This is a genomic window from Paenibacillus terrigena DSM 21567 (assembly GCF_000374845.1).
GTDB lineage: Bacteria > Bacillota > Bacilli > Paenibacillales > Paenibacillaceae > Paenibacillus_K > Paenibacillus_K terrigena.
Window position 1 is genome coordinate 198,030 of the sequence record NZ_KB895412.1, and the last position, 25,159, is coordinate 223,188.

The following is a 25,159-nucleotide window of genomic DNA, read 5'->3' on the forward strand; positions in this document are numbered from 1 at the left end:
CCAAATCACGATTAAGATCGAATAGGGCATGACCTTACTGTAATGGAGAAATGTCAGAGGATAATCAGAGCGTAATCAGCAACGGCCTAACTCGCTGCGTATCACAGCTTCCAACGGCCCTAACAGCTTGAGGAGGCCAATCTGCTCTTGTTCTTCTTTAAACATATCTGCATATTTCTGCTGCAATTCTTGCTTCGGAGGAAATGTGCCGCAGTAATGATGAATTCGGTGCAAGGCATACAGCTTCAACGGCACAAAACCGGACCTGTCCAGGACGTGAAGCCCCTCGTCCAGCAGATTCTCGGCTTCGCGCCATGCCTGACGCTGCAACATCCACAATCCTTTGACCACCTTATAACTGCCGATCTCCCGCAAAAAAGGCTTGGCGGACAATATCCCATCCTCAATTGCTGTCGCCATCTTCTCCAGCTCGTGATCCTCCGTCCCTGCAACAAGATGCACAAACATCTCTGTAATAGCCGTCTGCGGAATGAAGCTCTCGTATTTCGGTTCTGCGATCACAGCGTGACTCAACTTCAAGCGTTCAAATGCTTTACTAGGTTCACCAGCCAGCGTATAAAAATCAAGAATGTTGAGAATCTCCATTTCTCGGTGCTGCGCGGGAGTTAATAGCTTCTTCTCAAGGACTTGTTCGCAAAGCGCTAGATTCTGCTTGGGGTCTCCCGTGAACATATAGAACAACAGCAGCCAATAGAATCGTTCTCTCAGCGGCACCTCGTCCGTATTCAGCAGCCATTCCAGATTTCCTTGGACAAAATGGACATACACCGAATAAAACGGGTCCAGTTCAAATCCAAGCACATCCTGTTGACGTGCAAGGGTCAGCATCGAACGGCCCTGACCGTATAGATGGTATTTCCCGAACACATCCCGCATCGTCTTATGCAGCTCCGGATCTCGGGTGGTGGGGTTCGCTTCTCTTGCGGTTGAATGCTGCAGCGACAGGCTGTAACCTAATCCCCGGACCGACTTAATCTCTACATCTGCAAAAGGACGCAGCTTCTTACGCAGCCTATATATATGATCATCCACCGTACGTTCAACCGGGTATTCCATCGGCCACACGTGATCCAGCAGTTGCTCCCGGCTGAATGTACGGCCTTTGTTGCGGTAGAGAAATTGGAACAGAGCGAACTCCTTCGGGAGCAGCACAACCGTTATGCCTTCGGCAGAAACCCGATATTCACTTGCGTGTAATTCCAGTTGCATGCAGGCAACCCTTCTTTCCCATGGAAAAACTTCTTAACTTGAGTATACCAACCAACCCTTGCGCAACTCTAGAGAAAATGTGCCCTCCGACCGACTTTATAAAGGTTTTTCAACGTCATACAACGGCGATGGTTACGGCCGGTTTAGCCAAAGTTACAGTACATAAAAAGATTAAAGGTGTCGTTTTTCCTTTCGAAATAACGGATATGGATGAAATACTTTCTGAAATCAATTGTAAAGACATCGTTTTGAAGGAATTTATTACAAGATGAGTAGAGGAATAGATGAAAGAATGCCACCCCTTGGATTGGGGTGGCATTTTCACTTGGGATCTCGGCGTTTATTTTTTCCCTTTGCGTACCTTTAACAGCTTACCTTTTACTGTCGTATCTTTCATCATTTCAAGCACAAGCGGTCCTTTGCCATTCAGAATCTCGACATCCGTCACGAAATCGAGGATGGTAATGATGCCGATATCCTCTGCGGTTACGCCGTCAAGCTTAGCGATTGTCCCGACAAAATCTACGGCGCGAAGCTTCTTCTTCTTGCCGCCATTGAAGTTAAGCTTCATAATCTGCTTGTTCAATTGCTCGCGTTTATCTTTTTTGAGTTCAGGTCCAATATGAAGCTTCTTCTCGAAATCGGCTCTATGGCGATCAACCTCCTCTTCGGAGGGAGCGTTCACTTTCGGAATCGCAAATCCAATATACGCCTCAATATCGGCCAATCGTCTGCCATCCCTCGGCGTGATGAAGGTGATGGCTTTACCCGTCTTGCCTGCACGTCCCGTACGCCCCGTACGATGAACATAGCTTTCCTTCTCTAGCGGAATATCGTAGTTAATCACATGGGTAATATCTGTGATATCAATCCCCCTGGCGGCTACATCTGTTGCAATCAAGTAGCGGAATTGTCCCCTTCGGAACGCATGCATCACCTCGAACCGCTCTTCCTGCTCCATCCCGCCATGGATCCGATCACATGGATAACCGAGATCAGCCATTTCCCGGAATAGTTGGTCCACATGCTCCTGCGTACGGCAGAACACGATACAGCTGTCAGGGCTCTCAACAATTAGAAGATCCTGAAGCAGCGCTAGCTTGCCCGCCTCCGATACCTGAATAACAGCGTGCTCAATCGTGGCCGTCGTAATCCCGCTGGCTTGGATTTCAATTTCAGCAGGATTGTCCATATATTGATGTGACAGCTGGGCCACATCCTCAGGAAACGTAGCGGAGAATAACATGGTAACTCGGTCACGAGGCAGCGCCTGAATGATCGACTGTACCTGTTCAATAAAGCCCATATTCAGCATCTCGTCCGCTTCATCGATGACGAGGTAGGCCATCCGCTCTAGCGATAGTGTACCGCGTTCAATATGGTCCAGCACACGTCCCGGCGTACCTACAACGATATGCGTTCTTTGCTTTAACTCGGCCTTTTGTATATGAAAAGGGTGTTTCCCAAAAAGAGGCGTTGCCTTAATTCGCTTAAAGCGCCCAATGTTCGTTATATCTTCGTTGACCTGTAGCGCAAGTTCGCGGGTTGGCGTTAGGATCAATGCTTGCGGCTTATTCTCGTTCCAATCCACAAGCTCGCAGAGCGGAATGCCATAAGCAGCTGTCTTGCCGCTCCCTGTCTGCGATTTAACGACAAGATCCTTCTTCTGAAGCGCAACAGGAATGACTTCCGACTGCACTTCTGTTGGGGTTTCAAAGCCCAAGCTGTTCAGTGCTCTCACAATCTCTTCACTTAATGGATACGCTGTAAATCGTTTCTCACTCATCAATTAACCTCTTCTACACTATATTCAAAACCTTATACATACAGAGTTCCACCATGTAACTGTCGTATACACTCTATTATACTCCGAATCTACATCGATCGGTGGAAAGACTGTTTTGTTAGGAGATGGATGGATAAAAAAGGAAAAAGAAATAGATTGTCGTTTTTCAGAAAATATTGTAAAATACAATGTGGAAAATATTAACTCTGTAGGGGGAAGATTGCTTTGGAAAGTAACAAAATCGCATTACCAATAATAGGCGCTTTGATCGCAGCGATTGTTGGTGGTGCAGCGTGGGCAGTTATCGTGGCATTGACGGACTACGAATTGGGTATTGTGGCGTGGGCGGTCGGCGGTCTTGCTGGATATGTGGTTGCCACCCTTGCTAATAAACAAATTACTGCAGCACATCAAGTGATTGCAGTGATCGCGAGTTTGCTCGGTATTCTGCTCGGCAAGTATTTTACCGTTGGTTATATTTATACGGAGAGTATCTCTGGGATCTTCGGAAGCGAAGTGATGACGGTATTCCAAGAGAATCTATCGAGCTTGTTCAGCACGATGGATATCGTATTTACAGCACTTGCCGTTGTTACAGCATGGCAGCTACCGAAGAAAATGGCGAATCAAGCCGCTCCGCAAGAATCGACGCATGCTGCTGAATAAATGATGATTAGCCAATAGAAAAGCATCTGACTCATCCATTCGTTGTGTGGATGGTCAGATGCTTTTATCGTCTTATTATTTAATATATTCGCTGCTCACGAGATCCGATGCAATCACATCCGTAGGAATCACGAATTCTACAATCCCCATGTATCCAGGAGCCACTTCATATTTGTCGAAGGAGATAACCAGTTTGCCATCTTTGTTAATGTAGAAGCTCTGGTCTTTTTGAATCGATTGGTAATCATTCATTGGGTCCGTATCCTTGTCGTCCTTCTTCACCCAATAGGTTTTGTCCGGATCGGATTTCATTTGGTCCAGCATCTGCTGCTTGATGTTCTCGCTAATTAAGGCGATATAGGCATTGTCCTTGAACAAGCTCGGAAGACTTATCAACACTTGGTTCTTCTTATCGATCGTATCATATTTCATCGTCGTTGAAGATGAACCTACGGTGTTGACCTCATAACGGCCGATCGAGAGAATTTGGTCATTATCTGTTTTTACCTCATATCCCGTATCGATCCCGAGGTGCCCCCCGCCTTGTTTTTTCAGGTCATCTATATCCTTCTGAAACTCAGCATACAATTTCTTATTCTCGTCAAGATATTTGTTGTTCAGCATCTGTTCGAGTGTTTTATTCTCAAGATTCGTCACTGCAGGCACCTTCAAATGGGCATTGTACGTATCTTCGTCCACTTTATACTCTCGGAAGGTAATCACCTCCACGATTTTGCCGAGCACTGGAATGTTAGAGAAGGCATTTGCAAATACCGGACTACTATTCACACCGGACACGAACACGATAACGGCTGCCGCTGTACCGATAATCCATCGCATATTTGTTCGTTTCATGCGGCTCTGTCGAATTGCTTTCTTCACAATGAAGTCCAGTTCCTCAGGAATCGGAATTTCCGTGTAACTTTGCTTTAACTGCTCTATATTATTATCCATGATCATTATACCTCCATAGTGGATTTATCATTTAACTTTACACGCAGGACACGGAGTGCTTGATACAACCTTGTTTTGACGGTATTGATATTCTCATTCAACACTTCTGAAACTTCCTCAATCTTGAGGTCTTCGAAATATCGCAGTACCACGACGCTTCGGTACTTAACAGGTAACTCCTCTAATGCTCGTTCAAGATCAATATCGTGATAGGAATCCGACGTTCCTTGGCTATAGGCCTCAAGTGTTTCTTCATCAACGACTTGAACGCGCTTTTGCTTCCGAAGGAAGTCCAATGAGGTATTCACGACGATTCGATAGAACCAACTTTTGATGGCGTCAGGGTTCTTGAGGGATTCTGCATTCGCGAATGCCTTATGTATGGAATCCTGTACAATATCCAGTGCGTCTTCTTTATTTCGTACATAGCTATATGCAAGCCGATAAATACTCTCTTTGTGCTCCGTAATGCACTGAATAAGTGAGTTCTCGAATTTTTTTTTAATGCTGGGCATGATTTCTTGCCTCCACCTCTACGTAATTACTTGATGTAGCTATGACGCTGGAACGACGTCAAAAAGTTTTATTTTCGAAAAGACATCTTCATAACCTCCTTCGCGTGTGTCCTTCGTGTGATTTGTATAGGCAAGACGGCAATTGTTCCGAAAAAGTTTGTAGCAGGTTGGCATGACAACGACAGGTCTATTCCATTTTTGGAAGCGGGATAGGCTTTTTTGATATGTCGGAAAAGGGTTTGTGAGGTTGTTTTGCGAGAATTTTGAGAGAGGCGTTTGGTAGAATGCGGGAGAGCGACAGATGATTGAAGTGTCAGAGGAGGAGGATATTCGTCATGATTGACAGACAAGTACAACAATGGGTGAGAAAGCTGTGGATCGGAGCAATGGCCGTTATGATTGCAGCGCTCGGAATCACGCCAATTCCGGTGCAAGCGGGAGCAGCTGAGCATTGGATGCAATACGCAAAAATCGGTAAAAAAGAAAATATGTATCTCGGCTCATTCTCAAATCCAAGAAGTGTTGTGGTGGATAGCAAAGGGAACGTATACGTAGCCGATTCAGGTAATAATCGTATCGAGAAGCTTACGATTGCAACGGGCAAATGGAGCATGTGGGGGACAACAGACGGAAGATATGGGGAGAAGTTAGGCGAGTTTCAAGGTCCGCAAGGGTTGGCCATCGACCAGGAGGATAACTTGTACGTGGCTGACAGCTCTAATTATCGTATTCAGAAGTTGAATATAAAGGATGACAAATGGAGCGAGATTGGTCTCGGCAAAGGAACGGATCTAGGCATGTTCATGGATCCGAAAGGCGTGGCGGTGGATAAGAGCGGGAATATCTATGTCGCTGACTCGGGTAACCATCGCATTCAGAAGCTGGATTCTAATGGACATTGGAAAGCATGGAATCGTGCGAACGGAGGATATGGCAGCGGATTAGGCGAGTTCAGAAGCCCCACGCGCATTGCGGTAGATGGCACAGGTAACCTATATGTCGCGGATCGGGATAATCACCGGATCCAGAAGCTCGACGTATCGGCTGGCGGAGAAGGCGTATGGCATGAGTGGAAAGGTAGCGATGCTCTGGGGGGGTTCAAGTTCCCTACGGATGTGGCGGTCGATCGCAGCGGCAATGTATACGTCGCGGATCGCGATAACCATCGCATTCAGAAGCTGGATCTATCATCGGGCGGGGAAGGCGTATGGAGCGTCATTAGCGATGGGTTAGGCGATGCGCCAGGACAGCTGAAAAATCCGAGCGGCGTAGCGCTAGACAGCAGCGGGAATATATACGTTGCAGACACGTCGAATCATCGCATTCAGAAGCTCACGGTCAGTACTGAACAGTGGAGTGAATGGGGCTATGAAGGCCCGGTTGCCGGGACAAGCCTCGGTGAATTTCACAATCCAAGCGGTGTGGAAGTGGATAAGAGTGGGAATATGTATGTCGCCGATTTCTATAACAATCGGATCCAGAAGTTTGACGCAGGTAATAAGAAATGGGTGGTGGTAGGCAACGGCATGGGCGCAGAGGTTGGTCAATTGGATGGCCCAACTGACATCGCGATTGATGGCAGCGGTAATCTCTACGTGGCGGATAAGTACAATCAACGGATTCAGAAGATGACGCCAGATGGTGTATGGAGCCTTTTTGGCACAACCGCCGGACTTAGCTATCCTAGCGGAGTTGCTGTTAGCCAGAAGGGGGATGTCTATGTGGCAGATCCCTATGAAAAAGTCCTGAAATGGAATGCCGTATCCGAGAAATGGGACAAGATAGGCGGTAAAAAGGAATGCAAACCGGAAGAAGCCAATCTTCCAGGTCATGAAGACGGCTGCGAGTTAGGCGGGTTCAATGAACCAGGAGGCGTAGAAGTTGATGACGCTGGCAATATCTATGTTGTGGACACCCTGAATCACCGTATTCTGAAGCGTGATGAATCCCAAGGCGATGCAACGCTATGGAAAGAGTGGGGAGTAAGCGGACAAGCCGGCAGCGGATTGGGCGAGTTCAACGAGCCTTACGATATCGCGATTGATAGCAAAGGTAATCTCTATGTGGCCGATTCGGAGAACCATCGCATTCAGAAGCTGAATGCAGTGACGGGCGTGTGGAGCGAGTGGGGTAAACCTGGTGCTAGACCAGGTGCCGGCTTAGGCGAATTCAACAGTCCACTAGGCGTGGCGGTAGATCGCGATGGGTATCTCTACGTGGCCGAATTCGGGAACCATCGGATCCAGCGCATGGTATCCGAAATCGTGCCGCCAAGCGCGCCAACGGATATCAAGGCAGAGGTCGCGGCTGGGGAATCCCAAGCTACGGTGGCGTTCAGCGCCCCAGCGAATGATGGCGGCAGCGATATTACGAGTTATACGGTTACCTCGAGCCCGGGCGATATCACGGTAACCGGCACGGGCAGCCCGATCTCGGTTACGGGCTTAACGTATGGTACCGCGTATACGTTCACCGTCGTCGCAACGAACAGCGCAGGGAGTTCTGCGTCTTCAGCGGCATCGAACGCCATAACGCCTACAGAATTGACGGTGCCGACCGTACCTGGCGCGCCGACTGACGTCACGGCCGTGGCTGTGATGGGCGAGTCGCAAGCGACCGTGAAGTTTAGCGCCCCAGCAAGAGATGGCGGCAGCCCGATCACAGGCTACACGGTCACCTCGAACCCGGGAGGCTTGACGGCAACGGGAACGGATAGTCCGATCACGGTGACGGGGTTGACGTACGGTACGGCGTATACGTTCACCGTCGCGGCAATCAATGACCTAGGGGTCTCGAAAGCGTCGGCTCCATCCAATGAGGTCGTGCCGCTGGAACAGCGATCCGTACCGGGGGCACCGACGAAGGTGACCGCTGTTGCAAGCGACGGGGAAGCGACGATCGCTTTTACCACTCCGGTAAGCGATGGCGGCAGCCCGATAACGAGCTATACCGTGGTTGCATCGCCGGGAGGCCGTATCGCGACGGGTACAGGAAGTCCGATCAAGGTCACCGGTTTAACGAATGGAACGAAGTATACATTTATCGTGATCGCGACGAACGAGATGGGCAGCAGCCTCCCTTCAGTGCCGTCGAACGACGTAACACCAAGGGGTTCAGAGACGATTCATGGCGGAGGAAGCGGACCAGTTACGACACCGGCACTGCCATCGGAACCGGATGCGATTGTGTTCGTGAATGGGAAATCTGTTAGTGCTGGCAAGCTGAAGGTAACGAAGAACCAGTCGCAGCAGGTCTCGACGATTACGATCGACCCGAAAAAGTTAGAAGAGAAACTTGCGAAGGAAGGCCAAGCGGCTGTGGTCACCATCTCGGCTGCCAAGGGCTCGGATGTCATGATCGGTGAGCTGGATGGTCAGATGCTCCAGAACATGGCTGCGAAGCAAGCAGTGCTTCAGATTAGAACCGAGCAAGCTACGTATACACTCCCTACGCAGCGGGTTGATCTTCAAGCGATCTTAGCACAGTTCGGCAAGTCGGCGGCACTGAAGGACATTACGATTCAGGTTGAAATTGCTAAGCCGAAGCAGCAGGTACCGGCAATTCTTCAGGAGAAGATGTCGATGGTCGTGCCGCCGGTTGCTTTTATGGTGAGAGCGCAGTATCAAGGCAAAACGGTGGAGGTCAAATTATTTAGCGGCTATGTCGAACGAACCCTCGCAATTCCGGCCGGGGTTGATCCGAATAAAATTACGACAGGTGTCGTCGTGGATGCCGATGGAACGCTGCGGCATGTGCCGACGAAGGCCATTCAGGAAGATGGCCAGCATTATGCTGTGATCAACAGCTTGACGAATGGCCAGTATGCTGTAATTTGGAATCCGCTGACGTTCGCGGATGTCACGCAGCATTGGGCGAAAGACGCCGTCAATGATATGGGATCTCGCCTTGTCGTGCAAGGCGACGGACAGGGTGCGTACCATCCGGACGCAGCCATTACGCGTGCGGAATTCGCAGCGATCGTCGTTCGCGGCCTAGGGTTAGAGCCGAAGGCGGAAGCGGGCGAGTTCTCGGACGTCGAGGCGAAGGATTGGTTCGCTGGCGCAGTGGGCACGGCATGGAAGCATCAATTGATCATGGGATTCGAAGGCAGCGAGTTCCGTCCGAACGATAAAATTACCCGCGAACAAGCGATGGCCATTATGGCTAGAGCAATGGACGTGACAGGGCTGAAGGCGAAGTCTGCGCAAGCGAAGTATGGCCAGCCATTGGCGTCGTTCGCGGATGCTGAGCTTATATCCGGCTGGGCGAAGAAAGGTGTCGGGGATTGCTTACAATTCGGTATCGTATCCGGAAGAAATCATACAGAGCTGGATCCGAAAGCCGATGTCACCCGAGCTGAAGTTGCGGCAATGGTTCAGAAATTGCTGAAAAATTCCGATCTAATTTAATATCGTAAACCATTGAAAAATCCCTTGAGCGCAGAGATGCGACTTGATGCGGCTGGCTTCAGGGCTTGGTCTGCGTGCCGATGCGAAGGCAGCAGCACTGTCCGACGTTTACCCATCAAGAAGAAGCTGTGATTCTAAGCCGTGTCCTCACGTATCTCCATAAAGACGTGAAACCGGGCCATATCGTGCTGGATCAATTCCGCGATGGAGATTCGGTATCGGCGTATGCTGTGCATACATCCTAAAACAAGTTCAATGCCATCCTGATTTGGGGATGGCATTTTTACATCCGGCAATAAACGGTATAATAAATGGGAAGATGTGGACATTAACAATGCAATGGTAAATGACCAGGATTGAATACGTCATAAAGAAATAAAGGAGATCGTATGACAATACATCATAACGTAGGTTGGAATTTCGATAACAGCTATGTGCAGCTGCCGCAATCCTTCTTCACGAAAATAAACTTAGCGCCTGTCCGTTCACCGAAGCTGGCCGTCTTGAATCATTCACTGGCCGCTTCGTTAGGTCTGGATGCAGGGGCGCTGCAGAGCGAAGAGAGTGTCGCAGTGCTTGTGGGGAATGAGGTGCCTGAAGGCGGCATACCGCTTGCGCAAGCATATGCAGGGCATCAATTTGGATATTTCAACATGCTAGGAGACGGCCGAGCGGTGCTGCTCGGTGAGCAGATTACGCCGCAGGGCGAGCGAGTGGATATCCAGCTGAAAGGGTCGGGCCGAACACCGTATTCTCGCGGGGGCGATGGCCGAGCAGCGCTTGGACCGATGCTGCGCGAATATATCATGAGCGAAGCGATGCACACCCTAGGCATTCCGACGACGCGCAGCCTTGCTGTCGTCGCCACGGGGCAGTTCATTACCCGTGAGAAGGACCTCCCGGGTGCGGTCCTGACACGTGTGGCCGCCAGTCATTTGCGCGTCGGCACGTTCCAATACGCGGCACAATTCGGCACCGTGGATGACCTGCGCCGTCTTGCTGATTATACTTTAGCGCGCCATTATCCAGATGTTGAAGCGGGAGATAACCGGTATCTTGCGCTCCTCTCCGAAGTGATCAAACGTCAGGCGGCGCTCATCGCCAAATGGCAGCTGGTTGGTTTCATTCATGGCGTCATGAATACCGACAATATGACGATTAGCGGGGAGACGATCGATTACGGTCCTTGCGCCTTCATGGACGCCTATGACCCTACAACGGTATTCAGCTCTATCGATTCGCAAGGCCGCTATGCCTATGGCAACCAACCGTATATTGCGGGATGGAATCTGGCGCGCTTTGCGGAGACGTTGCTGCCGCTGCTGCATGAGGATCATGAGCAGGCCGTTAAGCTAGCCCAGGAGAAGATCTCTACGTTCATGGATTTGTACACCGCGAATTGGAACGAGGGCATGCGGGCTAAGCTGGGGCTCTTGGGCGAAGAGAAGCAGGATGAGGAATTGATTAGCGATCTTCTCGGATTGATGGAAGCCTACCGTGCGGATTATACCAATACATTCCGCGCCCTAACCTTGAATCAACTGGAAGGGTTAGACCTGTTCGGGTCTTCGGAATTCGCTTCATGGCACGCGCGCTGGAAGGATCGGCTGGGCAGACAAGAGGCATCGAGAGAAGATGCCAATCAATTGATGCGAAGCAGCAATCCGGCAGTGATCCCCCGGAACCATCGCGTCGAAGCGGCGCTAGAAGCTGCAGAAGCGCATGGCGATTACAGTGTGATGGAGCGGCTGCTCGCGGTTCTATCTGAACCTTATGCCTATACGGAGGAACAGACAGAGTACTGTGCCTTGTCTGAATCGAATAAACCTTACCGCACCTATTGCGGTACGTAATGGAAGGATTGGCCGGAGGACACGATGTCCTTCGGTCAATTTCGTACATACGGGGGCATTTCCGTTTCGAACGGAGCCTCTGTATAATAATACTCCATACTTATCTTACAGCTTGGAGGTACGCCATGAGCAATAAAAAATGGACGATGGCGCTCGTCGGCATACTCCTTGTATTCAGTTATTTCCTGTACAAGTTCATGTCGCCAGCGATGGAGATCAATCATTTGGTTCGGGACATGAATCAGAGCAGCACCAAGAGTGAACCGATGAAGCACGTCGTGCTTATCGCGCAAGAGCTGGACAATCCCTTCTGGAGAACAGTCGAGCAGGGAGCGAGAGCATCAGCGGCACAGCGCGGGATCGCGATTGAATATATGGGTCCGAATCGCATAAATCCTTCTGAGCAGAAGAGACTGCTAGAGAAAGCAATCGCGGGCAAGCCGGATGCCATTCTCCTGCAAGGGGTGAAGGATCCGAACTATGCAAGGTTGATCGACCAAGCTGTCAACCAAGGCATTCCTGTGATAACTGTCGATGCAGATCAGCCGGATAGCAAGCGGCTCGCTTATGTGGGAACAGATAACCTTGAAGCTGGAAGACGCATGGGAGAGCTGGTGGTGAACCATGCTGACGGAAAGGGAAAGATTGGCGTCATCATTGGGAGCGAGATCGCGGATAATCAGCAGCTGCGATTAGAGGGGTTCCGTTCCGTCATTTCAAGGACGCAGGGGTACGAGATCGTTGCTGTCCGCGCTTCGAATATCTCCCGCATTCAAGCGGCGACGCAGACAGAAGCGTTATTGAACCAACATGCGGATATGAAGACAATGGTTGGATTTAGCGCCTTAGATGCGGCAGGCATCGTCGAAGGGATGAGAGCAGCGAATCGGTCAGATCTGCGTGTGTTCGGGTTCGATGATGTCGAAGCAACGGTTCAAGGCATCGCGAACGGCGTTATTGCCGCTTCCATCGTTCAGCATCCTCGCGAGATTGGCGCTAGATCGATTGAATTGCTGGCAGCGTATTTCGAAGGGACAGCGCCACCGGTACAGCAATTTATCGCAACAAGTATGCTGGATCGCAATCATTTGGGTTCGAAGGTGAGCAGCTGATGAATATCCGCAGAATGTTGTTTATTGTGATTCCGACCCTTTTTATCGCGAGCAATGCGGTGGCGTTCTTCATCTTCCAGAGCGGCATCACAGTGCAGAAGAGTTATAATGTGATGCTGGATCGGGTATTATTATACAAGCAAATTGCCGGGCAGACGCAGAATAACCTTAGGACACTAAACGTTTATTTATCGGATCGGAGCGAGATGAGCCGTAGTAGCTTTATACTGCAGAGCAATGAGCTGAAGCATCTGCGGGAAAGCCTGTCTGCACAAGAGACGATCTCATCGACAGCGATGCTCGTCCGCAGCTACCTTCATATGATAGACACCTTCATGACGCAAGAGAACGATGTCATGCAGGCATTGAGCCGTACAGATTCCTTGGCGTATGCGGGCTTCTATGCGAAGACGGAGCAGACCGCAGCGTTCATTCAAGAAGAGGGCCATCAGCTCGTTGACCTGGAACTTAGCTATTATCAACCGTTCTACCGGCAAATTTTCACCCATACGAAATCCATGAATGGTTGGGCTGTCGCCGTATTCGTCCTGAATACGCTGATTAGTGTTGCATGTGCTTATTGGATTTCGCTAGGGATTACAAGACCCATCAGGCAGTTGACGCGGACCGCGCAGCAAATATCGAAAGGGAATTTACATGCCCCTTCTCCACGAATCAGCGAGCATCATGAGTTTGGCGTATTATCGGAGGCATTCGAGCGTATGCAAGACAGCTTGAAGACGCTGATTGCGAAGGAGAAGGAAGGCTTAGAGCGGGACAAGCTGGTCAAGTCGCTTGAGCTCGAGGTGCTGCAGAATCAGATGAATCCCCACTTCCTCTTTAATTCGCTGAATGTTCTATCCAAGCTTGCTCTGCTCGAGGGTGCGGAGAAAACAAGCGATCTCACCGTCACCATGTCCAATCTTCTCCGATATAACCTTCGGAAGCTGGATCATCCGGTAACCCTCCGGGACGAGGTGGAGCATGCCAAAGATTACTTTACGATTCAACAGGCCCGGTTCCGTGATCGCATTCGGTTCATTACTGATATCGATGAGCGGGGATTGAACATATGGGTTCCAACGTTGACGCTGCAACCCCTGCTGGAGAATGTGTTCGTGCATGGTATCGAGGGGATGGAGCAGGGGGCTGAGATTAAGCTTGCTGTGTCCTACAGTCCCGGGGAAGTCAGAGTCTCCATCTCTGACAACGGGATCGGCATGAGCGAAGAGGTACGTCAGTCCTTGCTTCAAATCGATGCTAGGCCGCCGGTTGCAGAGGCTAAGGGACAGTCTACGGGCCTTGGCACACGCAATGTGTTCAGACGATTAGAATTGTTCTATGGCAGGGAAGATCTCGTAGACATTGATAGTAAGCCGGGCCTCGGAACGACGGTTCTGATTCGGCTTCCTGCTGCAGGAAAGGAGGAGGAAGATGTATCGTTTATTGATCGCAGATGACGAGGCGCTTGAACGGGAAGGCATCGAATGGATCGTGAACCGAATGCTGCCGAATACCTTCGAGATCATGCATGCGGAGAATGGGCGCATCGCGATTCAGAAGGCATATGAATTCCGTCCGCATATTATTATGATGGACATTAAGATGCCGGGCATTCAAGGGCTTGAGGCGTTAAAAGAAATCAAAGCTCACCACCCGCAGGTCAAAATGATTCTGGTTACCGCCTATGAATATTTTGAATATGCCAAAGAGGCGCTAGCACTCGGAGTCAAGGAGTATTTGGTTAAACCGGCCAAACGCGACCATATCGCCGCACTCCTGCAGCGGTTAATCGACGAGATTGACCAAGACAAGCGGAAGCGCGATGAGGCGATCGCAATGAGGGATAAGTTCTTCCAGCTGCTCCCGCTGGCGGAGACGGAAATGGCGCTCGTCTTTATGTCTGACCAAGTGAATGAGACGGAAGTGGGGCAGCTGGCAGACATCCTTGGTGTCTCCATCGATAAAGGATGCGCGATCGTGCTAGCCCTGCCGGAAATGGGGAAGCTGCCTCACAAGGAGATCGGCAATGACAAAAAATATCTGTTCGAAACCGTAAAAAACGTAGCGAAAGGGTTCATCAAGCAGCGCACCGGCTGTGTGGTCAGCTCCATGGTGTACTGGCATATGGCCATTTTCCTGCTGGAGAAGGATTCGTCGAAGGACGCGGTACTCCGGGAGGAGGCGCATGGTCTTGGCATGAAGCTGATTGAGATTCTTCGCGAGCAGCACGGGATTGACGCGACGGTAGGGATTGGCACGGTGGGAGCAGAAACCCCGGGCATCCGAAGATCCTATTTTGAAGGCGTCTTCGCATCGACATATGAGCAGCAATGGGGCAGCCTGTGTCTATTTGAAGATTTGGCGGTGCCGCCTACGGAAGGATCATTGGACCAACCTGCCGATTCTACGTTCACAGAACATGTCGCTGAGCGTACGTATGTGGAGTTAGCCATCCAGCATATCCGAGAGGAGCGGGAACAGCGTACGTGGAGCGTCATTGATAATGCCGTGACGTTCATTCAAGAGCGATTCCGTGAAGAACTCTCGCTTGAGGATGTGGCGGAGCACGTCCACTTGAACCCGCATTATTTCAGCAAAGTGTTCAAGCAGCAGACCGGAGAGACCTTCATCGATTATGTGACGAGGCTGCGTATCGACAAGGCCAAGGCATTGATCGGAGAAGGCCAGCTCAGCTTGAAGGAAGTCTGTTATCTCGTAGGCTATAAAGATCCGAATTACTTCAGCCGTGTATTCAAGAAGGTCGCTAAGGTATCGCCAACCGAATATCGCAATCAACTCTAATTCATGAGGTTCATGCTGTGATGCATGGACTTTTTTGTTTTTGGGGGACAATAATGTGCTAGCCGATGGCTCTGATGCTAGGCAGCGGAAGCTTGGCCTAATATTATGCTGGTATACGACAAATAAGTGAAGGCAATCGAACCCTGACCTGGGCTCAACCCATGCTATAATGGGCTCTCAGTAACGAATATACCTTGTGTGATCAGATAAAGGACTCGTATGCAAGTACGAAAAAAGTCAGAAAGGATAATCTTCCGTGAGCTTAAAAGAACATCATGAAGAGCAGCAGCAAGTCAGCATGAAATTTGTAACTCTTGTCTCCATGGTTGCCGCATTGGGCGGATTATTGTTCGGATTCGATACCGCTGTCGTATCGGGTGCGATTGGATTTATGAAAGACCATTTCAGCTTAAATGAAGTCGAAGTGGGGTGGGCTGTCTCCAGCTTGATTATCGGTTGTATTGCCGGAGCTGCAAGCTCTGGTGTGCTTGGTGACAGATTCGGCCGGAAGAAGGTGCTTATTACCGCTGCGATCCTGTTTATTATCGGGTCTATCGGATCTGCCATTCCGACGACCTTCAGCGCTTATATCATCGCTAGAATTATCGGCGGTATTGGTATCGGTATTACCTCTACCCTTTGTCCGCTCTATAATGCGGAGATCGCGCCTGCGAAATACCGAGGTCGGCTGGTAGCCTTGAACCAGTTCGCAACGGTGACGGGGATCTTCCTTACCTATTTCATTAATCTCGGTATTACCGGGTATGGGAATGACGCATGGGATATTGCGATGGGTTGGCGCTATATGTTCGGTTTCGGCGTCCTACCAGGCCTATTATTCTTGGTACTGCTATTCTTCGTGCCGGAGAGCCCAAGATGGTTGATTAAGCAGGGCAAGGCAGCTGAATCTCTGCCGATCCTGCTCAAGATTCACGGTGAGGAACTGGCGAAGCAGGAAGTATTGGACATTAAGAAATCGTTCGCACAGGAGAGCGGTTCGATCCGTCAGTTGTTCGGTCCTACGTTGCGGATTGCGCTAATCGTAGGCGTTGGACTTGCGATTCTCCAGCAAGTTACGGGGATTAATGCCGTGATGTATTATGCACCGGAGATCTTTAAGGAAACGGGTGCGGGCACGAACGCTGCGCTGATCCAGACCATCCTGGTTGGATTCATTAATTTCGTGTTCACTATTCTTGCGATTTGGCTGATTGATAAGGTTGGGCGTAAGGTTCTGCTAATGGTTGGATCGGCTTCCATGGCGGTGAGTCTGGCCGTGATTGGTACGGCGTTCTATACGGGGCATACGTCAGGGCCGCTGGTGCTCATCTTTATTTTGGTATACGTCGCCTCCTTTGCGATATCGCTCGGACCTGTCGTATGGGTCATCATATCGGAAATTTTCCCGAATCGGATTCGCGGAAAAGCGACGGCCATTGCATCGATGTCGCTGTGGGCGGCTGATTACATCGTATCCCAGACCTTCCCTCCGATGCTTGCTTCGGCAGGTCCAGCGATTACCTTCTGGATCTTCGGTGTGATGTCCGTGATTACGTTCATGTTCACATGGCGTATTGTACCTGAGACGAAGGGGAAATCGCTGGAGGAAATCGAATCCTTGTTGGCCTCCTCAAAAGGTTAAAAATATAGATGCCGGGACAATTGTCCCGGCATCTTTGTTGTGTATCATTGGCGATTGAACCTTCCTCGCTTTCAAAGCGAGTTTTGTAAGCAAAACTTGTAGGTCAGTCGCTTGCTCCGAAAATGCCTCGGTAGAGGTGTAGTCTATATCGTCAAATGCCGATAATAGTAAAGCGGTGAGAAGGCGTCAAGAATTACATAACTTCAAAAGGTGGGAACATGATGAAATGGAGATTCACAATACGGGCGAGACTTATTATATCTTTTATAGTCATATTGATCGCGCCCAGTCTAGCTATTGGCCTATTCTCCTATAATAGCGCCAGCTCCATTGTAGAGAAGCAAATCAGGCAAGGTACGGAGCAAAGTGTCAAGTTATTGAATGAAAAATTGAGTTCGGTCATTCTGGAAAATAAACAGAATGTTGCCTTCCTAGCCAACACAATCCGAGATCAAGGGGATAAGGAACAGAGTTATACTTCTGCTCGGCAACTCATTGAACAATTCCAGCTTCAGCATAAGGGGATCGAGGGCTCCTATGTAGGCACGTTCGACGGAATCATGATTCAATTTCCTGATGTGAAAATGCCTGATGACTATGACCCGCGCAACCGGGATTGGTACAAGGCGAGCATGGAGCAAAAAGGAAATTCCATCGTTTCTCCTCCTTATAAATCATCTACAACAGGCAATATGGTCATTACGATCTCGCGAGCCCTTGAAGACGGCTCGGGGGTCGTCGCTGTGGATGTAAATCTTGAACAGATCCTAACGATAGCTCAGAACATGAAGGTAGGGGAAAAAGGTTACTCTGTTATTCTAGATCAGAATCGAAGAGTCATCGTTCATCCGACACACAAAGCCGGGCATGTATTGAAGGAGAGTTGGCTGGATGATGTATATGCCAAATCTTCCGGACATGTGGATTATGTACACGAGGGCAGTCCCAAGATCATGGACTTCGTGACCAATGAGCAGACAGGCTGGAAGATAACAGGAACCATCAATGTTCAGGAATTTACGGACGCTGCTGGGCCGATCTTCCGAACGACTGTTATTGTGATCGCTATTGGCCTGTTGGTTGGAGCCGTCTTAGTATATGTTACGATCAGATCGATCCTTAAACCGCTAAGACGATTGATTCAGGCAGCCAATATGGTTAGCGATGGCGATTTAACGAAACGGGTGCATCATAAGACGCAGGATGAGTTCGGTATTCTAAGTGAAGCTTTCGATAAGATGACAGACTCATTGTGCAATGTATTGCAGGAAGTGTCGGATACGTCGATGCAGCTGTCCGCTTCTTCCCAAGAGCTGGCGGCTGCTTCCGAGCAATCAGCCCAAGCCTCCCAGTATACGGCTGAGAGTATAATGCGGCTGGCAGAAGGATCGGATGAGCAGATGAATAACATGAACCGTGTCGATCTCACGGTTCAAGAGATGATCATGGGAGTAAGACAGATTGCGGGGAGCTCACAGACCGTGTCCCAGGCAGCCGTTCATTCGTCTGACATGGTTGAAGCGGGTAATCATTCCATTCAAAAAACAGTTCATCAGATGCATTCGATTAGCAGCAGCGTCAGTCAGCTCGGCCAATCCATGAAAGGTCTAAGTGATCAGGCGCGCAGTATTGATGATATCGTACAAGCGATTACCGGCATTGCTTCGCAGACGAATTTGCTCGCGCTCAATGCCTCGATCGAGGCAGCTCGTGCAGGAGAGCATGGGCGAGGCTTCGCCGTCGTCGCTACAGAAGTGCGTAAGCTTGCCGAGCAGTCTAACTCGATGGCACAGCAAATTGCCGAGACGATCCAACATATCCAGTCAGAGATGCTCAGATCCGCACAGGATACGGAGAAGAGTGCAGCGGAGGTAACGCTTGGTATCGAAGTGATGCATGAAGCAGGCGAAGCTTTCCAGCGTATCGAACAGTCGGTGAATATCGTTGCAACGCAGATCCAAGAAGTATCGGCTTCGGTTCAACAGATGGCAGCGGGAACCGAGCAAATGGCCAGCGATATCCATGATGCCAAGTCGATCACAACGGCGATGGCTGGGAACACACAGAGTGTCTCAGCTACGACGGAAGAACAGCTTGCTTCCATGCAGGAAATCAGCATCTCAGCAGAAGCGCTGTCGAAGATGGCGGATCGCTTGAAAGTGGTTATCTCCCAATTCAAGCTCTAGGAATGTTGTGTATCCGCTCACGGAATGATCTTTGAATACGAAGAAACAGGGCGCCCAACGGGGCGCCCTTAAATTTTACCGCAGCATAGTCGTTGTTTATCTTGCGACGCTTACAATTCGGTTGCGTCCTTCTCTTTTGGCCTGATACAAGGCTTCGTCTACAGATTGGAACAATTCATTAAGGGTTGATTTCGAGTCCTTGGAATGCTGCATCGACATTTTGTCCAAGGCTAGCAATCCTATACTGATGGTGATCGATAAAGCAGGCTTAATCTGAGAGACAATCATCTTTTTCGATTCGACGGTAGACTTGATACGCTCAGCTAGGATGCTTGCTTGGGTTTGATTCGTATTGGGCAGATAGATAATGAACTCCTCCCCGCCATAACGAGCCAAAATGTCACGCGGACGCAGATGCTGCTTAATGGCTTCCACCGTGTTGCATATGACTTGATCACCGACCAGATGTCCGTAGTTGTCATTGACTGATTTAAAAAAATCGATGTCGATTAGAAGCAATGTAAACGGTATTTGATGGTTCATATTTTTCATCACTTCAAGCTCTAATTGTTGTGTTAAGTAATGCCGATTGTAACAATTCGTCAAGCTGTCGGTGATCGCCATCTTCTCGAGTTTCTGGTTGGACTCAAAAAGTTCCTGCTGAATCGCAATTAAGGACTGGTTTCGGTCTTGTAAGATTTGGTTCTGCAAATTGGTCTCGTCGATGAGGCGGCGAAGGACGCTCATATCCTGAAACGTGATGATTCGCCCAACCATGGTATCTCCAACCATAATCGGGGCGGCATGAATATGGACATAGCTGCGATCGATTATATGATGATATATCACTTCAATTTCGGATCTCTCTAGAGGATATTCTTGATAAGCCTGAATAAATAAGTTCGTTTTGTTAGCGGATTCATGATGTGGGAGGATGGATGTTATATCGAAGTGGTCACCAACATGCAAGTCGACATAGGGACGAAGCGACTGGTTAATTTCTACAATGGTCTCATTGTCGTCCAGCACGAGAATCCCGTGCGCTATGGTGTTAATGATGTCTTGGTGGGCAATGGTAACAATATCGAATACTTTATCGCGATGAATGGCAATAACAAAGATGACAGCAGATAGCAAAATGCCGATAGACGTCAACCCTGGAATAACTTCCTGGGAGTGCAAGAAAACAACGTTGATGAAGATGTCTGATAGAATGAACGCAGTCATGACCACAATACCTAACAGCACTTGCTTCACCTGCTTCTTGATGCGAGGCGGGCTGTTGGCTGTCAAAGCGAGATACATGAGATAAAGTGAAACTAACACATACCCTATAAAAATCGTGATGCAGAGCCAAAAAAACGGTCCATAAGCTCTTTGGATATATCCGCCGTCTAGAGGGCTGACGAACATCGCATTGGGATTGCTAATCACGATGAGGGCTGCGAATAGCGCAGGAACAGAAATGGCGAAGGTTACTTTTCTTCGCGGAAATAGAGATCGACCCGTGAGGAAAAGTGTGAATAATAGCCATCCTATGGTCAACATAGACATATCTACAAAAGCGAGCTTCACATAAAGTAATTGAAACTTGGTATTCTCCGTTGCTTTTATAGCAAACTGACAGAACGGCCACACCATCATGGAGAAGTGGAATACTAAATAAGCCTTGTGCAAGTTCGTAATGGTAACGGTAACAAATACGTAAGCAAACAGGGCAAATAAAAGGAAAAACAAAATCAAGTCAATCCACACCCAATATACACCTCTATGTCATAATAATCCAATTCATTATAAGCCCTTCGCTTCATATAAGGAAGTCGAAAGGGCTTATAATATGCAAAATTGTGAAATATTAGTTAACCCGTAATCACTCGCTCGACAGGATAATGGTATCTTGCTTCCTTTTTGTTGCCGCCAATGATATATAAGAATGAGGTAAGTCCGATTCTTCCGATGAACATCAGAACGATAAGAATCGATTTGGCAAAAGTGCTGAGTTCCGGGGTAATTCCTGTAGACAAGCCTACCGTACCGAAGGCAGAGCAGACCTCTAGGAAAATTTCTATCAGCTGAAGCTGTTTGTCCGAAATACTGATTGCTACGACGGATATACCGCACATGATCACGGCCAATAAGGTAATGGCGAGTGACTTCATCACATCATCTTGGTGCAGCTCACGTTTGAAAACCTTAATCTCCCGGTTCCCTCTAGCAAAGTGATAGATAAATAACATGTTCAGTGCAAAGGTGGTCGTCCGAATTCCGCCGCCTACTGAATTCGGAGATCCTCCAATAAACATGAGCACCCCCATAACCAAGAGCGTCGGATGCGAAAATTCACTGATATCCATGGTCGTAAGCCCGGCGCTTCTCGTCGTTGCCGCTTGGAAGAACGAATAGAAAAAGCTCTCATGCCACGCCATACCCTTAAAAAAGTGTTGATATTCGAGTGCGAAAATAAGGACAGTCCCGATCAGAAGAAGAATCCCATACGTCAACGTCGATATCTTGGTGAACAAGGAGAAGCGGAAGGGTTGCTCAAGCTTCGACTTTCTCCTAGACAAGTACGCCTTCACTTCAATTAAGACAGGGAAGCCGATGGAGCCGAAAATGATCAGCAGAATTGTCAGCAGCTGCACATAATAATCGCCTGCAAAAGGGATCAGGGATTTTCCCGTGATATCTAACCCCGCATTGGTTGTCGCACTGACAGACGCAAACAGACCTTGAAGAAATGCTTCATGCCAGGTCGGGAAATATCGCAAGAAATGAAATCCGAATAGGAGTGCCCCGATTAGCTCTGTCAGAATAAAAATCTGTAGGATTTCCTTTACCAATTGAACCAGTCCTGATAAGGCGAACTGATTATTGTCAACCATGATCAGGCGTCGCTCACGCAGTCCAATTTTGCGGCCCAATAGGATCCAGAAGAATGTGCTCATCGCCATAATGCCAATACCCCCGAATTGCAGGACGAGCATAATGACAAAATACCCGAACACGCTAAAGGTTTCCGAGACATTGATGACACCCAAGCCGGTGTCGCTTACGACGCTAACAGAGGTGAAGACCGTATCAAAAAAAGTCATGTTGATCCCAGGCTTATGCACCGCTGGGATATTGAATAATAGGATAGAAATGGTGACTGCGAGTAAATAATAGCCGGATATCACCTGGGCAGGTGAGCGCCTTTCCAGCCAGTTTTTCATTTTCTTGAACATGGATTACTTTACCTCTCAATTGTGTTCATCATATAAATATGAGATATTGGCAGCAGAAAAGAAACCTATAGAAGAGCTGCCCCTTCTATAGGCTTATACGCATAGGATCATTTTTCGTTGCTCAGATTAGAGTCTACCATACTCCTTGTTTTTTCTCTAGTATCTGCTTGATTTGAAAATTTTGATTTTAATCATGATGAATAAGAAAGCTAGGAGAGCAAACATCACACCACTCCAGATGAGTTGATGGATGCCCAATCGAGAAATAAACCAACCACCGATGGAGGTACCTGCAGTAATTCCAAGATTGGAAAATGAGACAAATAGGCTGTTGCCAAATTCAGGAGCTTCTCTCGCCTCCGTCGTTAACCATGCTTGACTGACGATCAGTCCACCCGAATGCACCGCCCCCCACATGAAGACGACCACAATCATCGGAACGAAATAAGGCCCCAGATAATAAACAAATAAGTATATTACCGCATAGAGAAGAGGGAACAGGATGACGGTTTTGGTCATGTTTCTATGCAAAAATTCCCCGAACATAAAATTCCCCAAAATCATGATGACACCAAAAGCCATCAACATGATGCTTACCCATGACCCGTTCATTGCGGTGACTTGTCCAAGATATTCAGCAAAGTAGCTATACACCGAGAACATCGCCGCAAAGATAAAAATAACGGTCAAGATATTTAACCACAATTGAGGTTTACGCAGGATACCAAGTTGTTTGCCGTAGGACATTTTTTCTGTGACAGGCATGGAGGGAAGCCAGGCAAGTATGCCTACGAAGGCAATCGCGCTCACCAATGCGCCGAACAAGAAAGCAGCTTCTAACGAAAACTGCTCGGCAAGATACGAAGTCAAAGGCACGCCAAAAGCAAATCCGACCGTTATTCCAGCAAAAACTTGCGTAATCGCCTTACTGCCCTTCTCTGGGGGAACAAGTCTAGCTGCCGTCACAAGGGCGACGGAGAAGAATACGGGATGGAAAATGGCGGGGATAATACGGAAAGCTAGCATAACTTCAAATTTCGTCGTATAGGCATACACGATATTGGATATCGCGAATAATAGGACGGCCGTTAATAAGACGATTTTCCGATTGATACCGGATGTGAGTAATGTCAGGAATGGACCTGAGACAGCAACGACCAGAGCAAATATACTGATAAGCCAACCAGCCTGTGAAGCCGAGATATTAAATTTTTGGATGACTTGGGGCAGAACCCCGATAATGCCCATTTCGGTCGTAATAATGCCGAATACGCCTAGAGCTAGAATGATGATAAGTAATGAGTTAATCTTTTTCATGTTCGGTGTAAGTCTCCATTCATATTTATATATATAGAAAAATAGATATGTTAAAACAAAAAAAGAGATCCTCCTCTCCATTTACAGTTTATTTTGGATGTAGTCGGAAAATGCTTGTATAGTCTGTTCATTCCGACGATAATACGTCCACTTGCCGATTCGCTCAGACTCTAACAAACCCGCTTTTTGCATCGTCAACAAATAACTCGAGATCACCGACTGTGCAAGTCCAGATTTCGCCTGGATATCTCCTACGCACACGCCAATCCGAAAATTGAGGTCTTGTTGTAAGTAGGGCTTTTCATCAAAAAATTCCTCGGGATTTTTTAACCATTGCATAATCTGACAACGCGTCTCGTTCGATAAAGCTTTATAGATCAATAAAGGTTCCATATAGAACATTATATCTACTTTTATAGATTTGTAAATGTAAAATGACCGAAGGCAACGGAATGTGCCCCGGTCATTTCATTTCGCTCTTATAATATGTACTTCCAGATCGCCCAGGAGATCAATGCGGAGAACCAGGAAATAAATCCGAATATCATCACGATTTTGTTCTCGCTCCACCCGTATTTCAGACTAAAGTGAAAATGAATAGGTGCCATGCGGAATATTCTTAATTTGGTTTTTTTATAGTACCAGACCTGCAGAATCACGGAGAATTGCTCGACGAGATAAACGGAGAATAGGATGGGGATTAAGATTTCCACCTTTTCTATGACCGCTAAGAACGCGAGTGAACCGCCAATGGCAAGGGAACCGGTGTCGCCCATGAAGGCTTTTGCCGGATAAATATTGTAAATAAATAAACCTAGCAGACAGCCGACCATGACCAAGGAAAATGTCTTTACTTCGATTCGCTCCGAAATGACAAAGAAGAAAAAGAAGGTAGGTATGGCAACGTTGATCAGCAGGCCGTCGAGCCCATCCGTAAAATTGATCGCATTCGCAGATCCGACAATAAACAACGTCATGATGACGAGATACGCAAGGATAGGTAAATGAAAGGTGAAATCTTTGAATATCGTGATCTCCGAACTCAAATCGAATTGAAATAGCAAGATAAGCAGCAATGAGATGGTGAACGTGAACTGAAAAATCAGTTTTGTTTTCCCCGATATCCCCGATGGGTCTTGAAATGCCGCCTTCTTGAAATCATCCATAAAGCCAACGAGACTAAATAACACAAATGTTGCCCCGATAAAAAGAACCAGCGGTTTGGGATGGAAGTAGATTGAAGTCAGTACTCCGATAAGCAGGATGATGCCGGCCATGAGCGGCGTGCCACGTTTGGCATGATGTTCTGGCGGCAGCTCTACTCGGATTGGTTGCGTGAGCTTCAGACTACGTAATCCCCAAATTAAGATAGGTGTTAGCATCGCTACCAGCAAAAAAGAAATACTTAAAGCAGCAAATAATGAAGACTCCATAGGAAGTTTCTCCTTTGATCGATATCA

The 25,159-nt window shown here is 48.3% G+C and carries 18 protein-coding genes; 9 read left to right on the forward strand and 9 right to left on the reverse strand.

Annotated features, from left to right (window positions below; translation table 11 throughout):
• Window positions 1–75: 75 nt before the first annotated feature.
• Together C558_RS34910 and C558_RS0100975 are read right to left on the reverse strand one after the other, a co-directional pair.
• Window positions 76–1,230, reverse strand: coding sequence for a winged helix-turn-helix domain-containing protein (locus C558_RS34910; RefSeq protein ID WP_018754333.1), 1,155 nt, complete (start codon window positions 1,228–1,230; stop codon window positions 76–78).
• Between the two features lie 340 nt (window positions 1,231–1,570).
• Window positions 1,571–3,016: a DEAD/DEAH box helicase gene (locus C558_RS0100975; RefSeq protein ID WP_018754335.1), complete on the reverse strand. Its 1,446-nt coding sequence runs from the start codon at window positions 3,014–3,016 to the stop codon at window positions 1,571–1,573.
• A gap of 225 nt (window positions 3,017–3,241) precedes the next feature.
• Between C558_RS0100975 and C558_RS0100980 the strand changes: the two genes are divergently transcribed.
• Window positions 3,242–3,682: a hypothetical protein gene (locus tag C558_RS0100980; RefSeq protein WP_018754336.1), complete on the forward strand. Its 441-nt coding sequence runs from the start codon at window positions 3,242–3,244 to the stop codon at window positions 3,680–3,682.
• Between the two features lie 75 nt (window positions 3,683–3,757).
• On the opposite strand, the gene rsiV is transcribed toward C558_RS0100980, so the two are convergent.
• The gene (gene rsiV, locus C558_RS0100985; protein ID WP_026263660.1) at window positions 3,758–4,636 is read right to left on the reverse strand and encodes an anti-sigma-V factor RsiV; all 879 of its coding nucleotides are present in this window, start codon (window positions 4,634–4,636) and stop codon (window positions 3,758–3,760) included.
• Window positions 4,637–4,641: 5 nt separating this feature from the next.
• A complete protein-coding gene (locus tag C558_RS0100990) occupies window positions 4,642–5,151 on the reverse strand; it encodes an RNA polymerase sigma factor SigV (protein WP_018754338.1) in 510 nt (169 codons plus the stop codon).
• A 335-nt stretch (window positions 5,152–5,486) separates the two neighbouring features.
• Between C558_RS0100990 and C558_RS32270 the strand changes: the two genes are divergently transcribed.
• From C558_RS32270 to C558_RS0101025, 8 genes are all read left to right on the forward strand, one after another.
• On the forward strand, window positions 5,487–9,560 hold the full coding sequence (locus C558_RS32270) for a fibronectin type III domain-containing protein (protein ID WP_018754339.1): 4,074 nt from the start codon (window positions 5,487–5,489) through the stop codon (window positions 9,558–9,560).
• A gap of 80 nt (window positions 9,561–9,640) precedes the next feature.
• Window positions 9,641–9,805, forward strand: coding sequence for a hypothetical protein (locus C558_RS33555; RefSeq protein ID WP_211220723.1), 165 nt, complete (start codon window positions 9,641–9,643; stop codon window positions 9,803–9,805).
• A 144-nt stretch (window positions 9,806–9,949) separates the two neighbouring features.
• The gene (locus tag C558_RS0101000) at window positions 9,950–11,413 is read left to right on the forward strand and encodes a protein adenylyltransferase SelO (protein WP_018754341.1); all 1,464 of its coding nucleotides are present in this window, start codon (window positions 9,950–9,952) and stop codon (window positions 11,411–11,413) included.
• 125 nt (window positions 11,414–11,538) lie between these two features.
• A complete protein-coding gene (locus C558_RS0101005; RefSeq protein ID WP_018754342.1) occupies window positions 11,539–12,525 on the forward strand; it encodes a sugar-binding protein in 987 nt (328 codons plus the stop codon).
• A complete protein-coding gene (locus C558_RS0101010; protein ID WP_018754343.1) occupies window positions 12,525–13,985 on the forward strand; it encodes a sensor histidine kinase in 1,461 nt (486 codons plus the stop codon). The genes C558_RS0101005 and C558_RS0101010 overlap by 1 nt, the downstream gene beginning before the upstream one ends.
• Window positions 13,960–15,330 carry a response regulator transcription factor gene (locus tag C558_RS0101015; RefSeq protein ID WP_018754344.1) on the forward strand — a complete coding sequence of 457 codons (1,371 nt, stop codon included), beginning with the start codon at window positions 13,960–13,962 and terminating at the stop codon, window positions 15,328–15,330. Before C558_RS0101010 ends, C558_RS0101015 begins: the two co-directional genes overlap by 26 nt.
• Window positions 15,331–15,586: 256 nt before the next feature.
• Window positions 15,587–16,972, forward strand: coding sequence for a sugar porter family MFS transporter (locus tag C558_RS0101020; RefSeq protein ID WP_018754345.1), 1,386 nt, complete (start codon window positions 15,587–15,589; stop codon window positions 16,970–16,972).
• 218 nt (window positions 16,973–17,190) lie between these two features.
• Window positions 17,191–19,158, forward strand: coding sequence for a methyl-accepting chemotaxis protein (locus C558_RS0101025; RefSeq protein ID WP_083927059.1), 1,968 nt, complete (start codon window positions 17,191–17,193; stop codon window positions 19,156–19,158).
• 96 nt (window positions 19,159–19,254) lie between these two features.
• Here C558_RS0101025 and C558_RS0101030 read toward each other — a convergent pair whose 3' ends face one another.
• The 5 genes from C558_RS0101030 to mraY all read right to left on the reverse strand — a co-directional run bounded on the left by C558_RS0101030 (window position 19,255) and on the right by mraY (window position 25,132).
• Window positions 19,255–20,913: a histidine kinase N-terminal 7TM domain-containing diguanylate cyclase gene (locus C558_RS0101030; protein WP_018754347.1), complete on the reverse strand. Its 1,659-nt coding sequence runs from the start codon at window positions 20,911–20,913 to the stop codon at window positions 19,255–19,257.
• Window positions 20,914–21,017: 104 nt separating this feature from the next.
• The gene (locus C558_RS0101035) at window positions 21,018–22,382 is read right to left on the reverse strand and encodes a TrkH family potassium uptake protein (protein WP_018754348.1); all 1,365 of its coding nucleotides are present in this window, start codon (window positions 22,380–22,382) and stop codon (window positions 21,018–21,020) included.
• A 156-nt stretch (window positions 22,383–22,538) separates the two neighbouring features.
• Entirely contained in the window at window positions 22,539–23,699 is a 1,161-nt protein-coding gene (locus C558_RS0101040; protein WP_018754349.1) for an MFS transporter, read from the reverse strand.
• A gap of 81 nt (window positions 23,700–23,780) precedes the next feature.
• The gene (locus C558_RS0101045; protein WP_026263662.1) at window positions 23,781–24,092 is read right to left on the reverse strand and encodes an ArsR/SmtB family transcription factor; all 312 of its coding nucleotides are present in this window, start codon (window positions 24,090–24,092) and stop codon (window positions 23,781–23,783) included.
• A gap of 86 nt (window positions 24,093–24,178) precedes the next feature.
• Window positions 24,179–25,132, reverse strand: coding sequence for a phospho-N-acetylmuramoyl-pentapeptide-transferase (gene mraY / locus C558_RS0101050; RefSeq protein WP_018754351.1), 954 nt, complete (start codon window positions 25,130–25,132; stop codon window positions 24,179–24,181).
• Between the last annotated feature and the right edge of the window lie 27 nt (window positions 25,133–25,159).